This window comes from [Scytonema hofmanni] UTEX 2349 (genome assembly GCF_000582685.1).
Lineage (GTDB): Bacteria > Cyanobacteriota > Cyanobacteriia > Cyanobacteriales > Nostocaceae > Hassallia > Hassallia hofmanni.
This window is the reverse complement of record NZ_KK073768.1, coordinates 3,314,056-3,328,058: the sequence shown is the minus strand read 5'-3', so window position 1 is coordinate 3,328,058 and position 14,003 is coordinate 3,314,056. Positions and strand designations below refer to the sequence as shown.

17 protein-coding genes are annotated in these 14,003 nt (G+C 39.5%); 4 read left to right on the top strand and 13 right to left on the bottom strand.

All coding sequences use genetic code 11. From position 1 onward, the window contains the following. Positions 1 to 7 precede the first annotated feature (7 nt). From TOL9009_RS0119970 to TOL9009_RS0119955, 4 genes are all read right to left on the bottom strand, one after another. Positions 8 to 802, bottom strand: a complete 795-nt coding sequence (locus TOL9009_RS0119970) for a ParB N-terminal domain-containing protein (protein ID WP_029634347.1) — start codon at positions 800 to 802, stop codon at positions 8 to 10. After that, positions 795 to 2,162, bottom strand: coding sequence for an AAA family ATPase (locus TOL9009_RS0119965; RefSeq protein WP_029634346.1), 1,368 nt, complete (start codon positions 2,160 to 2,162; stop codon positions 795 to 797). Before TOL9009_RS0119965 ends, TOL9009_RS0119970 begins: the two co-directional genes overlap by 8 nt. Positions 2,163 to 2,391: 229 nt before the next feature. Beyond that, entirely contained in the window at positions 2,392 to 3,408 is a 1,017-nt protein-coding gene (locus TOL9009_RS0119960; RefSeq protein WP_029634345.1) for an SDR family oxidoreductase, read from the bottom strand. A 155-nt stretch (positions 3,409 to 3,563) separates the two neighbouring features. Continuing rightward, positions 3,564 to 4,268: an ROK family protein gene (locus TOL9009_RS0119955; protein WP_029634344.1), complete on the bottom strand. Its 705-nt coding sequence runs from the start codon at positions 4,266 to 4,268 to the stop codon at positions 3,564 to 3,566. Between the two features lie 477 nt (positions 4,269 to 4,745). Here TOL9009_RS0119955 and TOL9009_RS0119950 point away from each other — a divergent pair, with 477 nt between their 5' ends. From TOL9009_RS0119950 to TOL9009_RS0119940, 3 genes are all read left to right on the top strand, one after another. Next, a complete protein-coding gene (locus tag TOL9009_RS0119950) occupies positions 4,746 to 4,934 on the top strand; it encodes a hypothetical protein (protein ID WP_029634343.1) in 189 nt (62 codons plus the stop codon). Positions 4,935 to 5,110: 176 nt separating this feature from the next. Further along, positions 5,111 to 5,605: a hypothetical protein gene (locus tag TOL9009_RS0119945; protein ID WP_029634342.1), complete on the top strand. Its 495-nt coding sequence runs from the start codon at positions 5,111 to 5,113 to the stop codon at positions 5,603 to 5,605. 182 nt (positions 5,606 to 5,787) lie between these two features. Beyond that, positions 5,788 to 6,285, top strand: coding sequence for a 2TM domain-containing protein (locus TOL9009_RS0119940; protein WP_029634341.1), 498 nt, complete (start codon positions 5,788 to 5,790; stop codon positions 6,283 to 6,285). Between the two features lie 90 nt (positions 6,286 to 6,375). Here the strand turns inward: TOL9009_RS0119940 and TOL9009_RS0119935 are convergent, their stop codons facing one another. Both TOL9009_RS0119935 and TOL9009_RS0119930 read right to left on the bottom strand, forming a co-directional pair. Further along, positions 6,376 to 6,999 (bottom strand): FMN-dependent NADH-azoreductase, encoded by a 624-nt coding sequence (locus TOL9009_RS0119935; RefSeq protein WP_029634340.1) that lies wholly within the window; start codon positions 6,997 to 6,999, stop codon positions 6,376 to 6,378. A gap of 223 nt (positions 7,000 to 7,222) precedes the next feature. Further along, positions 7,223 to 7,720 carry a GNAT family N-acetyltransferase gene (locus TOL9009_RS0119930; RefSeq protein ID WP_029634339.1) on the bottom strand — a complete coding sequence of 166 codons (498 nt, stop codon included), beginning with the start codon at positions 7,718 to 7,720 and terminating at the stop codon, positions 7,223 to 7,225. A 259-nt stretch (positions 7,721 to 7,979) separates the two neighbouring features. Here TOL9009_RS0119930 and TOL9009_RS0119925 point away from each other — a divergent pair, with 259 nt between their 5' ends. Continuing rightward, positions 7,980 to 8,345 carry a winged helix-turn-helix transcriptional regulator gene (locus TOL9009_RS0119925; RefSeq protein WP_029634338.1) on the top strand — a complete coding sequence of 122 codons (366 nt, stop codon included), beginning with the start codon at positions 7,980 to 7,982 and terminating at the stop codon, positions 8,343 to 8,345. Positions 8,346 to 8,411: 66 nt separating this feature from the next. On the opposite strand, the gene TOL9009_RS0119920 is transcribed toward TOL9009_RS0119925, so the two are convergent. From TOL9009_RS0119920 to hpnA, 7 genes are all read right to left on the bottom strand, one after another. Next, positions 8,412 to 8,801: a salt stress protein, Slr1339 family gene (locus TOL9009_RS0119920; RefSeq protein WP_029634337.1), complete on the bottom strand. Its 390-nt coding sequence runs from the start codon at positions 8,799 to 8,801 to the stop codon at positions 8,412 to 8,414. Between the two features lie 25 nt (positions 8,802 to 8,826). After that, the gene (locus tag TOL9009_RS0119915) at positions 8,827 to 9,432 is read right to left on the bottom strand and encodes a vWA domain-containing protein (RefSeq protein ID WP_029634336.1); all 606 of its coding nucleotides are present in this window, start codon (positions 9,430 to 9,432) and stop codon (positions 8,827 to 8,829) included. Positions 9,433 to 9,616: 184 nt separating this feature from the next. Beyond that, a complete protein-coding gene (locus TOL9009_RS0119905) occupies positions 9,617 to 10,222 on the bottom strand; it encodes a vWA domain-containing protein (protein WP_029634335.1) in 606 nt (201 codons plus the stop codon). A gap of 237 nt (positions 10,223 to 10,459) precedes the next feature. Further along, positions 10,460 to 10,753, bottom strand: a complete 294-nt coding sequence (locus tag TOL9009_RS0119900) for a type II toxin-antitoxin system TacA family antitoxin (protein ID WP_029634334.1) — start codon at positions 10,751 to 10,753, stop codon at positions 10,460 to 10,462. A 152-nt stretch (positions 10,754 to 10,905) separates the two neighbouring features. Continuing rightward, entirely contained in the window at positions 10,906 to 11,508 is a 603-nt protein-coding gene (locus TOL9009_RS0119895; protein ID WP_029634333.1) for a hypothetical protein, read from the bottom strand. 267 nt (positions 11,509 to 11,775) lie between these two features. Next, a complete protein-coding gene (gene hpnH, locus TOL9009_RS0119890; RefSeq protein WP_029634332.1) occupies positions 11,776 to 12,795 on the bottom strand; it encodes an adenosyl-hopene transferase HpnH in 1,020 nt (339 codons plus the stop codon). A 180-nt stretch (positions 12,796 to 12,975) separates the two neighbouring features. Further along, entirely contained in the window at positions 12,976 to 13,977 is a 1,002-nt protein-coding gene (gene hpnA, locus TOL9009_RS0119885) for a hopanoid-associated sugar epimerase (protein WP_029634331.1), read from the bottom strand. Between the last annotated feature and the right edge of the window lie 26 nt (positions 13,978 to 14,003).

Below are 14,003 nucleotides of genomic sequence, written 5' to 3'. Positions count from 1 at the left end.
GATGAAATTAAAGACTAAACACTGTTTTAAGAGTCTTGATTTTGGCAGTATCAATGTCACATCCAAGTTTAGAGATAGGATTTAAACTTTTCCACTTGCCTTTACTAGCTGTAAACAAAATATTGGCTATACTTTCTGCATCAAATTTTTCAAATCCATCTATTTTATATGTTGATAAATAACTTAAACGAGTAAAAATTTCATCTCTTGATGCATGTTTAATGCTGACTACTTCTGGTGGTAGTGGTGGTGGTGGTGTTGAGGGTGATAGAAAGAATACTTTGGATAGAGCATCCAATTTTTTGCCTTTAGTAATGCCACACTTCAAAGCAATAATAGAGTTAAAGCTTGACCAACTTTTCCTGTCTGCTGCTGCAATTCGATTAGTTGCTACAATCACATCTACTCCTTTCAATGCACTAGCTGGTTCTGCAATTAAGTATCTCAGTGCCGCGAGAATAGTGTCTCTTGATGCTGTATTAAGATTTACTTTGGGAATTGCTTCTCCCGCTAAAATTTTCGCTTGCTCAATATTCTGAGCGTCTGGTTCAATTACAATGCACCAGACTCTTTCTAAAGCTGCCTGTTGAGCAACTGCATAAACAAAGTGATTGCTAACAACTTGATAGTGGTAGTCACTAGTCTCTTTGACAATTACAGGAATCCAATTACGTCCAGCAGATTGATAGATAGCCTCTGCTGCTGCCGTGATGATAAACTCTGGTTTGGAAATTTGTACTTCAGGTTCAATATTAGCTAAAGGCAAGTGCATCAGTTTCCCAATGTTATCAAAATCACCCATATAAAAAATACTCCTTGGCTAAACCTAAATAATAATCGGCAGCAGTGGAATCTTTGAAAGCTGCTGGAACACGAGAAAATGCAGCATTTGCAACTATTGCATAGCCGGGCAGGTAAAATATAGTTTTGTCAATTGACCCTGCTTTAACTTTTGGAAAGAAATAAGGTAGTAAATTAAATTTAGACTCTTTTATTTCTCTCATAATAATTGCTTCAACCTCAGAATTTGCAGTGCGAAGAGCCGGATCTGTTATTTTCTCTCCATTAAAAAAGATGGGTAGTGCAATTGGTCCACCGTCTTTTCTAGATGCTTTAACTTTTGGGATAAATTCTTTAATCACTTTAGCAGCATTATCTAGTGATGCTAAATTGTTGTGCTTTGTGGGGATGAGAATTACATCTGAGGCATAGACGCTACTTTGACTAAAAAACATCCAAGTTGTAGGAGAGTCAATCAGGATATAGTCATATTTACTATGAAAAATTTTAAGTATGTCTCTTAATCTAGCAGATCCTTTTTCAATTTTTGCTGCCAAATCACTCTCTGTATATGTCCCCATTAGTGGATCGGCAGGAATAACATCAAATTCTATTTTGTGACCAGATTTATATTTAACTGTGAACTGCTGAATTGAATTATGAATATCTATAGCTGAAGTAGTTAGGCAATCATATAAACTTACTTTTCCTAAACTTAGACCAAGAGATTTAGTTAAATCTCCTTGTTGTGGATCGAAGTCAACTACTAAAACTTGCTTGTTTTCCTTGGCAAGAGTAGCTGCTAAGTTAACTGTTGTTGTAGTTTTGCCTACACCCCCCTTATTGTTGTAGACGCAAATAGTTAAAGCTTTGGGAGGATTATGAATTAAGTGTTTAATATAAATAACAATATCATTAATGTTATTTTTAGTAATTAAAATACTAGAAGTTGCTGGAATTACAACTTTCCCATGTCGGCGAAATAGTTGAATATGAATGGAGTTTGTAATAATCCCCCACTGAGCCATTTTGCAGTTAGGAGCAAGCAGATATTTTTTAATTTGCTCTTTAGTACCTAAATATTGAGGAGTAGCTTCTGATAAATCAATTTTTGCTCCTGCTCCTGTTGCTCGTGCTTTGACTTCAACAAGTAAATATGGATTAAGTTTAGAATTAAAAAAAATATCATCACCATTATTCTTGCGACATGCAAAGTCTACCTTGTCGTTACCACTACCTGTTCTAAATTCTGGACGTTGTTCTTGATGATTAAATCCAAGAGCCTGTAGCAGCGGTTCAACAAATCTATTACTAATTACATTCTCCGTACTCTCATTAGGCGAAATATTGTCTAAAATATCACTCCAATTTATATCTGGCATTACCTAATACCTAAGCAAATTAAAAAATCAGTTTGCTTATGTAATCACGCTTTTTACTAAATATGCATCCGAGAAAATACTGATACAATCATTTGTTTAGCCAATATCAAGAAAATATAGTATTAGGTAATATTAAGAATTTTTACTCAAATCACATAACTTTGGTATCAACGATCGCACTCTACAATAATTCAATGCGATCGCTTGTTCACCCAAAAGCTAAAACAGCCTACACATCATTATTATTCCCCCATCCACCGAGAAACGCGGCAACACCCAAAGCTGCAACAGCCAAAGCACCCCACTTAATCGGTGGGTTCATCTCAAACCAATCTGAGATACTTGGAATTTCCAGCTTCCCAAAGTCTCCTTTCACTTTGTCATAACCGGAAATCGCTTCAAAAACATTGTTTGGTGCGTCTTCTGACTTCGGTTCGTCGGTACGCTGTCCCGGAATACCAATGGCTACCAACACTGAATCTACTAACTCAGGGGAAAATCTTTGTAGCACATCTAACACTCTACCCACATCCCCAACGATATAATCACGGGTGGGATGTTGGGCAACATAAAGAATCGCTTCAGCAACAAGGCTAGGATCGTAATATGGTGGTATTCCTGTCGGTTTCACGCCTAATTTGGTAGCAACTTTATTATAAAAAGGTGTGTTAATTACCGAAGGCAGAATTGAGGTAACGCTGATGGGCAACTTTTCATACTGCAACTCTACCCGCAGCGCTTCTAAGAAACCTTCTAAACCATGCTTTGCCGCAGAGTAAGGACTTTGCAAGGGTAAAGCACGTCTACCTTCCATTGAAGAAATATGAATTAATGCTCCGCGTCCTTCTTGTTTAAGGTAGGGCAATGCTACCATCGCACCGTGAACCTGTCCCATCAAGTTGACATCAATAACTCGTTGAAACTCTTGCGGTGTAATTTGCTCAAAAGGTGCGATTATACCTGTACCAGCGGCGTGAATCCAAGTATCAAGCCTTCCGTATTGTGCCACAGTTTGATCGGCGATCGCCTTTACCTGTTCAAAGTCACTTACATCTGCAACAACAGCGATCGCTTCACCACCAAAGCTTTGAATATCCTTCACCAACGAATTTAACCCTGATTCACTCCGCGCAGCTACCGCTACCTTTGCACCACGTCGCGCAAACAACATTGCTGTTTCCCGTCCAATCCCACTCGAAGCTCCAACGATGGCTACCACTTGCTGATTTATCGGCTTCAATTGCATATTTTATTATCCCTACCCTATCCCTCCAATTAATAAGTTTTATTAACCCTCGTGACATCTTTCGTAAGACTGAGTAGGGAAGGGAGTAGGGGAGTGGGGGACAAGGGGGATAAATGCCCGATACCCAACAACAAACCACTAACAAATAACAATTCTCAATCTTGCCACAAAGCAATTCCACCGAGTAAACCAGTAATATTTGGAATGAGTTTCACATTTTCAGGTAGCTGAATTTTTACCCTTGTGGCTTCACCACCGCCGATATAAAGGTAATTATAATTGAACAAACTTTGCAAAGATGCGATCGCCTTTTCTACCCGTCGATTCCATTTACTATCACCAATCTTTTCCAAAGCTGCACGTCCCAATTGTTGCTCATAAGTCTCGCCTTTTCTAAACTCATGATGCCCCATTTCCAAATTCGGCACTAATTTACCATCTACAAACAAAGCCGAACCAAAGCCAGTACCCAAAGTAACTACTAATTCTACACCCTTACCTACAATTGCTCCCAAACCTTGCATATCAGCATCATTAATCACCCGCACAGGCTTGTTTAAACGCTGTGATAATTGCTTTGCCAAATCAAGTTTAATCCAATCTGGATGCAAATTTACCGCCGTTTCTGTCACTCCATCGCGTACCACACCTGGGAAACCTACCGAAACGCGCTCAAATTCACCTTGAGTTGCTGCTAACTCAACAATTGCATTGAGCACTGGTTCGGGTTTAGCTGGTTGCGGCGTTTCTTTTCGTACCCTCTCACTTAAGGGATTTCCCTTACTATCCAAAAGCAGAACCTTGACACCACTGCCACCAATATCAACAGATAAAGTGCGGATCTTATTATCTTCAGTCATTTGGGTTTTCCTCCTTACTGCGTGTTTTCTGAAAAAAATTAAGATTTGGTATTTATTATTACGTTTATATAACAGTTGGATTGATAGAACCGCATAAATTGCGGCTTAGTTGTGTCTGCTTAATCCCAGCAATACATTAGCATTACTTTATAGCGCTTGCAGTCTCCAGGTCATCAGGGTAAGCGCATTTAGTGCCAAAGTTTTTATTACGTCACAAAGAGCAAAAACTCATAACTTGATAAATCTATAGCTTACGCATTAGACAAAAGTGCATAAGTTAATTTTGCTTACGGCTATTAAGTATATAGAACCAAAGATGTTGTCCCAATACGGTTCGGATAAGAAAATTCGATAGACCAAAAACCTTGTAGAGACGCAAGGGTATCGCGTCTCTACATACCCTAAATCACCACGAAAAATTCTTAACCGAACCGTATTGGATGTTGTCCCATAAACATTCAACTAAGGAAGTGTGCCATGTTACTAAACTACAAAAAATCTTTATTCAATTTTAATGATTCAGCCGTAAGAAACATTGAAGCGCAAGAAATATCTCAGCAGGAAACAAATAATAATCTCAACTTGCCTCTAAAAAGTTTTCCCAAAAATCGCTTGAGCGCTAAATGGGAAATTGAAGATGGGAAGTTAGTTTGCAAATGGCTATAAATGCTACGCATCTCCCGCTGATTGTCGATGCTGCGGATACTAGAAAAAGCTTTGAAAATTTCGCTATATTTTCTAGTTAAACTTATCTGGAAAGTTGACAGCATAAATTGTAGAGATTAACTATCATTGCGAAATTAATCGCACTGATTCTAACATTACAAAAGGTGTCTTTTTTTATGATTTATCACATTTCTCTTTCTGCTCAAAACCCCGAACATGTCGCACAAGTTCTAGCTGAAGTTTGGAATGGACAAGCTCTTCCATTTTTTCCTCATCCAGGTAGCTATATGGTTTTTCCTATGGATGAATATGGGACAGGAATTGAAATTTATCCATTAGAAACTAAGCTGATACCTGGTGAAGGTGATGAGCAAGGCAAGTCTGTACAGTTTGTACAGATTGCTAACTCTTCTAACTTTATAGCTACTCATGCAGCTATTTCTGTTACAAAGACTCAAGAAGAAATAGAAGAGATTGGAAAACGTGAAGGTTGGCGAGTGGTGCGTTGTAATCGTGAATCTTTCTTCGATGTGATTGAGTTCTGGTTGGAAAATCAAGTTATGTTAGAACTGCTTACCCCAGAAATGACATCTCAATATTTGGCAGCGACACAGCCAGAAAATCTGAAAAAAATCTTTTCTACTGATGTTGCGGCTTTAAGTTCAGGGTAATTAGCCCTTTATCAAGCGATCGCGCTGGTGGTGCTGTGTGCATGGTATGAAAACCGTACCCACAGCACTATTTATATTTGCTAGCCTAGGGATAATGTAAATAATCCTGATGGTGGTGGGGTAACTGCTCAATATCTATCGGGTAACAAAACTTTATCAAAAGTAATACAAGAGACAGAATTATGGCAGCTTCTGAATCTAAAGCCACCCGTTTCTATAATCAAGAAGATGTGCAGCAAATTCTTCATTTAGCGATCGCTCGTCAAGCGGACGATAAAGAAAAAGAATTTTCTTACGAGCAATTGTTAGAAATCGCTGCTGAGTTAGAAATTCCCCCAGAATCTTTAAAACTAGCTGAACGCGATTGGTTAGACAAACAAGGAGAAATGCAACAGCGCCAAGCTTTTAACATCTATCGCCAAAAAAGATTAAAGAAGCGTTTTGGCAAGTATGCAATTGTTAATAGTGTTTTAATGTTAGTCAATTTAGTTAGTAGTGGCGGTCTTTCCTGGTCGCTTTACATTTTGCTATTTTGGGGACTAGGAGTCGCGCTTGATGCTTGGAATACTTATCAAACTAACAGCGAAGAATACGAAATTGCTTTTCAAAAATGGCATCGCAACCATCAAATAAAACAAACATTTAACACAGTTTTAAATAAGTTTTTTATCAAAGCGTAAATTTACTTAGGGAATGGGGAATGGGTAATGGGAAAAGATTTGACTTTATTCTCAATTACTAATGCCCAATGCCCAATGCCCAATTACCAATTACCAACTAGCGACAGCTTGAGCGATCGCCTTTTGAGCTTGAGCTAGCGACTGTTCGCGCACATCATCACTCCCACTCAGGTTTTCCAGATGGATGAAAGAAACGTCTGTAATCCCTAAGAAGCCAAAAAACGTCCTTAGATAAGGTTCTTGAAAATCGTATGGTGCGGCAGGACTACCTTCTGTAAAACTACCACCACGCGCCGTAACAATCAGCATCTTTTTGTCCGTAACTAAACCCTGAAAAGCACCTTGTTCAGTGACAGCAAAGGTACGACCGACGCGAGCAATTTGGTCAATATAAGCTTTGAAGGTAGATGGTATATTAAAGTTGTACATTGGTACACCGAAAACATACCGATCAGCCGCGATAAACTCATCTACCAATTCATCAGAAATTTTAATCGCTTGATTGAGTTCCGGGGTACGTGCTTGCGGTGGTGAAAAAGCCGCAGCAATCCACGATTCGTCTACATGGGGGACGGGATTGTGACCCAAATCGCGGTAAGTGAGTGTATCATCAGGATGAGCAGTTTTCCAGGATGTGACAAACTCATAGGAAAGTTTGCGAGAAAAAGAGCGCTCGCCACGAGGACTAGAGTCAATATGCAGAATATGTGCCATTAATTAATCTCCTTAAAAATATAAAGCGTTTTTGCGCTTTGCAACGATGCTCGCGATCAATTTAGGCTTTCACCTTCATATAGACTTTAATCCATGTAAAGCTAATATAAACAGTAGGCACTTAAAAGTAAGATACTTACCAAAAAGTAACTATGAAAGCTGAAGTCGTTTGATTTTGCTGGGTTGTGTGGGAGTTAGGTTTTCTGGATTATTCATAGATGATTTAGAGCGCTGAAGCGCTCACTACGAGATTGAGTATCATTTGATTGCCTTCGGAGAAATTAAGACTTGAGTAAACTGGTTTACCTGCTGGTGAAGCATTGAGAACTACTTGCGTGCAGGCGATCGCTTTCAAATATTCAACTGCTATGCTAGTTAATTGTTTGGCAATGCCTTGTCTGCGGTAAGATGGTTCGACGTAAACGCCCCAAATGTATCCGCTTTTCCGGTACTCTGGTTGAAAAATATTTGGGTATAAACCCGCAAATATTTGACAACTCGCAGAGCCAATAATTACATCATCAACTTCTGCGACAAAAGCTTTATAAAACAAATCTCGACGCGCCATGTCGATATACTTAAGGGTGATATGATGCCAGTCTGGGTTGATAGCGTCTTCCAGAATCCCCATATCTTGCCACATTTGGTAAAAGTGGTGTGCAATCACTAAGTCTTCTTGGGTTGTTGCTTCTCTGATAATGATTTGTCTTTGCGTCAGCATTATTTGCCTCCCTTTCAGCACATTTAAAGCGTAATTATTAAAGTTGTCTTCTACAAGAGCCACTTTTGTGATTTTATATCAGTCCACTTTGGATGGAATTGAAACGCAGAGGGACGCAAAGGAAAGCGCAGAGAATCGCACAGTATGGATTTAGCAATGCCGATCTATTTTCGTTTTCACCTTCATATACACTTTAAACCGTCTAAAGCTAATATAAACAGTAGGCACTTAAAAGTAAGATACTTACTAAAAAGTAACTATGAAAGCTGAAGCAGAAAACTATAGCAGACTGACTTGTGAAGTAGAAACTACGCTAAAAGTGATTGGTGGACGCTGGAAGGTATTGATTATTAGAGAATTAATGCCTGGAGTTAAACGCTTTGGTGAATTGCAAAGAGCTTTGTCGGGAATTACTCAAAAAATGCTGACTCAGCAACTTAGAGAAATGGAGGAAGATGGTATTATTCATCGAGAAATTTACCCACAAATCCCTCCAAAAGTAGAATACTCTTTAACACCTTTAGGAAAAAGTCTCCAACCGATTCTTTATGCTATGCATGAATGGGCAGTGCAGCATTATTTGGGTAAAAATGCAAGTCAAATTAAAAGCGATCGCACTCTGTAGAGACGCGATATATCGCGTCTCTACTCCTAACTATCGCGTCTCTACTCCTAACTTTTATTAAATTATTTATTCATTAGTTTGTAAATATTCAATCGCTGCCTCTAACTTTGAAGAATAACTTTCAGCAAATTTTTCAAACCAAAGTCCTTCCGCTGACAATGGATCTAATTTTTTCAGCCAATCTTTGGCTTGATTTTTCAAACCTTCCAATTGTTGTGCTTTGAGTTTTTCTTGTTTAATTCGCTTTTGTTCTAATTCTTGCTGTCTTCTTAACTCTTCAGCCGTCTCTTTCTCAACAAAATCAGCTTTAACTTCCGCTAAAAGGTTGTCTATTGAAGATGTCGATTTTGACGGTGGCTGGATGAATGTTTTTGCTGGTGGTGGTTGCTGTTGGGGTGTTGTTGATTCGGTATATTCAGCTTGAAGTTCAGCCAATAGCTTATCAATTGAATCCATCTTTCAAATCCTGTAAAACGGATATTTAGTCATTAATAGCATTGAGTAGGACTTCTGATAAAGTCATATCTTCCATATCTTCCATTGTGATGGTGTCACAAATATCAAACTTGGCTCCAGCACTTTGGAGTTCATCATCCAAGACTTTGAGAAAGCGGGTAGCTTGAGCATCTGTACCAACTTGAATAAAAGAAATAGCTAATTCTTCATCGCGATCCATTTGCCTTGAAGCTTCGATAATCACCTTCATTACTGCTTTGCGATCATCCGGTTCCCCATCAGTAATAACTAGAATTGTTTCACCATTTAACTTAGTTTGGGCAGAAGATTTTCGCTCAAAGTAGTTATCTAGCGCGTGTTTTAAGACAGCAGCTAAATCAGTAGTTCCGGAGGGATCGTTTTCTTGGAAAAGTTGAGTTACTTTGCTTGCAGTGACATTTTCGTAACGCTTAAATCTGCCAGAAAATACATAAACAGTGATCCCATCTGGATCTAATTGCTCGCATTTACTCGCTAAGGCAAAAGTCGATTCTTGTGCAGTTGCCCATCTGGTTTTACCACCCTTTTGATCGGGGGTAGCCATACTGCCGCTTTTGTCGATAATTAAGGTGTAGTCACGATTATCTAGCATTGGGAAATTCTCCTAAATCAAGGGTTAAGGGTTAAGGGTCAATGGTCAAGGGTCAATGGTCAATGGTCAATGGTCAAAATATCTTTAGACTTTGGACTTTGGACTTTGGACTTTTGACTATTGACTTGGGACTTTTGACTTTTGACTTTGGACTTTAGACTTTAGACTTTGGACTTTGGACTAATTAATCAGTAATTGCGTTCATTAATATATCTGCCAAACTCATATCTTCCATATCATCTAAAGTGATAGTGTCGCAAATATCAAATTTTGCACCAACACTTTGCAACTGGTCATCTAAAGCTTTCAAGAATTTAGTTGCTTGGGCATCTGAACCAACTTGAATCATAGATATTCCTAGTTCTTCATCGCGTTCCATCTGCTGGGTAGCCTTGATGATTACCTCAAATACCGCTTTGCGATCGTCTGGTTCACCATCAGTCACAACTAAAATTGTCTCACCATTCGGCTTAGTTTTGCCGGCGGCTTTGCGCTGAAAGTAATCATCAAGTGCGTTTTGAAGTACACCTGCTAAATTTGTTGTACCTGCGGGATCGTTTTCTAAAAATATCTGCGCGACTTTGGCACTTGTTACATCATCGTAGCGTTTAAATTTCCCAGAAAATACATATACTGTAAGTCCATCGGGGTCAAATTGTTCGCATTTTCTTGCTAAAGCGAGAGTAGATTCTTGGGCTATTTCCCATCTACTTCTGCCACCGGCTTGGTCTGGGGTGGACATGCTACCGCTTTTGTCAAGGATTAATGTGTAATCGCGATCGCTCATCATATATTCCTTTATTTGTTACCTGATGCTTCTAGTCTAACTGTTGCGTAATTGTTACGGCATCTGTTGAAAATGCTTTGTAACAATGATTTAAGTAGCCCTAAGTCAACTGCGTACACTAACAACGCATGAAAAAGTTACTTCTCCTACACGGAAAGCAATCAATTTGTATTTTAAATAACTAGTACATCTCATTTCATGCTCTGGTTTTATGGGTTGAGGAGGTTGCATCTACCACCCTCAATCCCACGGTGCTTTAGTGAAAAGCAATTTCCGCAGATTCTCATTGTCAGATGGTGGTGCATCAAGGAGATCCATAAATTGCTGGAATTTCTCATCGTCGAGCATAAACAGCCGACGATCTAATAAAATCGCTTCTGCTTCTCGGCAAGCTGTTTCTAGCATAAAATCGGAGCGGTTCTTGCCAACAGCTTCTGCTGCACGATCTATTAAATCGCGTTGCGCTTGGTGTACCCGAATGTTGATGGTTACATCACGGTTTCGATTCACCGATTCATCTGATTGCTTTTGCATCAATCAATTTCCTTACATGTCCACACAATGAAGATACAAGTATTGTATACACAAGGTCAATACAAATTTGTTGAGAAAATCTATGTCATGGGTACTAAAGGTTAGAGCGTTAGCGTTAGCGTAGCGTCTCCCTGTTCGCACTTTGAGGCTAATTAATCTTGACTAATCGCACTTGATAATATACCGAGAATTTTCTTAATATCTTTTATATAATATTGACTTAAATCAATAAAAATTGTTTTATCTTTCAATTTAAGAAACTGCCAAATCGTCCCAATAGTTACAGCACCATAAATAACCGGAATTTCATTCTCTTCGTTTTGGTTAAATAATTGTGCTGCGATCATTTCTGCCACACATTGTCCTAACCCAATATTCAGATTTTCATTCTTGCTTTCTACAATGGTAATTACTGGAGCGCGAACTAAAAGCTGTTCTTTGGAAAGACTGATGATAAAATCACAAAAGCCATTTAATCCCCGTTCGTTATCGACATTAAAATCTACTCCAGAAAATAAACCAATTTGATAGTTGAACTTGCGCCTCAATTCTAATAAAATCGGAGCAATTATCATTTCCGAACGAGCTTTTTCGGTATTGATAGAAACAGCTAGATCAACATTTTCCTGGAGGAGGGTTGCTAAAATATCACTGTAATCAACTTCTGGTACATTAGCAAACAATCCAGAGCTTTCACTAATTGTTAAGCCAAAAGTTTTGATAAGTTCACCCAGCTTAAAATCGCTATAAGCCATATAACTTACCTTTTAATTTGATTTTTCATTTGTTTTCAGCGCTTAGGAGTCATACCAATTTAATGTGAAGTTGCACATATCTTGATCCCCCTAAATCCCCCTTAAAAAGGGGGACTTTGATAGATGTTTTTCCGGTTCCCCCCTTATTAAGGGGGGTTAGGGGGGGATCGAATTCTATGCAGCTTTATAAAAAATTGGTATCAGAACAAGCTTACTTATGATTCTGACTCCTGCTTTGAGGAGTGCGATCGCATTCCCCAAAACTTTCTAGCTCATCCCTAATACACTACCAAGCGATCGCGCCATATTTTGTGGTTGCATTGCATCCAATGCTGCGGTAGGTTCATAACCGCAGTGAACCATGCAATCTGCACATTTAGGATTACCGCTTTTATGACCGTATTCACTCCAATCTGTTTTATCTAGCAATTCTTTGAAGGTGCTGTAATAACCTTCATTTAGCAGATAACAGGGTTTTTGCCAACCGAGGACGCTGTAACTAGGACTACCCCAAGGTGTACATTCGTAGTCTTTTTCACCTGTGAGAAAATCGAGAAAAAGCGGGTTGTGATTGAAGTCCCATTTTTTATCACCTGCTTTGAAAGGTGCGAGAATTTCGCGGAAAAGAGCGCGTGTTTGTTCGCGTCCTAAAAAATGCTCTTGATCTGGCGCCCATTCGTAGCTGTAACCTGGGGAAATTGTCATCCCGTCAATATTCAACGTACCCAAAAAGTCAAAGAACTCTTGCGTTTGTTTGGCATCGACACCTTCAAAGATAGTCGTGTTAGTGGCAACCCGAAATCCTTTCGCTTTCGCTGCTTTGATTGCTTTGACAGCAGTATCAAAAACACCTTTGCGATCGACACATTGATCGTGCCATTCTCGCAATCCATCTAGATGTACAGTGAAGGTTAAATAGGGGGATGGTTGAAATTTATCCAGGCTCTTTTCTAGCAATAAGCCATTAGTACACAGATAAATATACTTTTTGCGTTCAACTAATCCCTTGACAATTTCACTAATTTGTGGATGTAATAAAGGTTCACCCCCAGGAATCGAGACAACCGGCGCACCGCATTCTTCTACTGCTTTGAAACATTGTTCGGGGGTGAGGTTTTGCTTGAGTATGTCTGTGGGATGTTGGATTTTACCGCAACCTGTACAAGCTAAGTTGCAACGAAATAGAGGTTCTAGCATTAAAACTAGGGGAAAGCGTTTGCGTCCTAAAATACGCTGAGTCACTAGATACTTCCCGATATCTATTGCTTGTTGTAAGTTGATTGCCATTTCTCGTATCACTCCTCTATGATTGGGGATTGGGGACTGGGGACTAGGGACTGGGGAGAGGGGGGATGGGGAGAGGGGGGATGGGGAGAAAGAAGAATTATTCTCCCTTGTCTCCTAGTCCCCTTGTCTCCTAGTCCCCTTGTCCCTAGTCCCTAGTCCCTAGTCCCCAGTCCCCAGTCCCTAATTCACGTATTTGTGAGAGACAAACCAGTTTACAGCATCTTTGAGTGCGGTATTCAAAGAAGATTGAGGTAAGTTTAATTCTCGTACTGCCTTTGATGCATTGTAGTACATGCGTTGCTTTGCCATGCGGACGCCATCGAGGGGTACGTTCGGTTGTTTACCTAAAGGTGCGAGAATTTTTTCATCAATCCAGGCGACACTTAGGGGTAGCCAAGCTGGTACAGTGCGTTGAGGTGCGCTTAAACCTGTGATTGATTCTAGTTCGTCGAGTAGTTCTTTTAAGGTGAGGTTTTGATGTCCTAAGATGTAGCGATCGCCTGATTTTCCTTTCTCTAATGCGAGTAGGTGTCCCCATGCTACATCGCGCACATCAATAAAATTTAAACCTGTATTTAAATATGCTGGCATTTGACGCCGTAAAAACCGCAGGATAATATCTCCTGTTGGCGTTGGTTTGATATCCAATGGTCCAATGGGACTGCTAGGATTTACTATAACCACTTCCTGACCTCTATTAGCGGCTTTTATCGCTTCTTGTTCAGCTAGAAATTTAGACTTCTTATAGTCTCCAACAAGTTCCTCTACAGGACTTTGATAAGTTTCATCAACAACTTGATCGAATTTACCTGCGCCGATGGCTGCGACGGAACTAGTATAAACTGTACGCTCTATATTTGCTTTTTGCGCTGCGGCTAAAACGTTGCGGGTGCCTAATACATTATTGTGATATAGTGCTTCTTTATCTTTTTGCCAAAGTGAATAATGAGCAGCGACATGAAAAAGATACTGGCAACCTTGCATTTGCTGCCATAAATTCAAGTCGTTTAAATCACCTTTGACAATTTCTACATTCAGTCCTTGAAGATTTCCCAGATTGCTGTGAGGACGCACCAACGCTTTGACTGAGTATCCTTCTTGTAACAGCAACCGCACCAAATTGGCGCCGATAAAACCTGTACCACCTGTAACAAAAACACTTTGGTATTTTAGATTTTGCATTTTTAACCGCAGATGAACGCAGATGA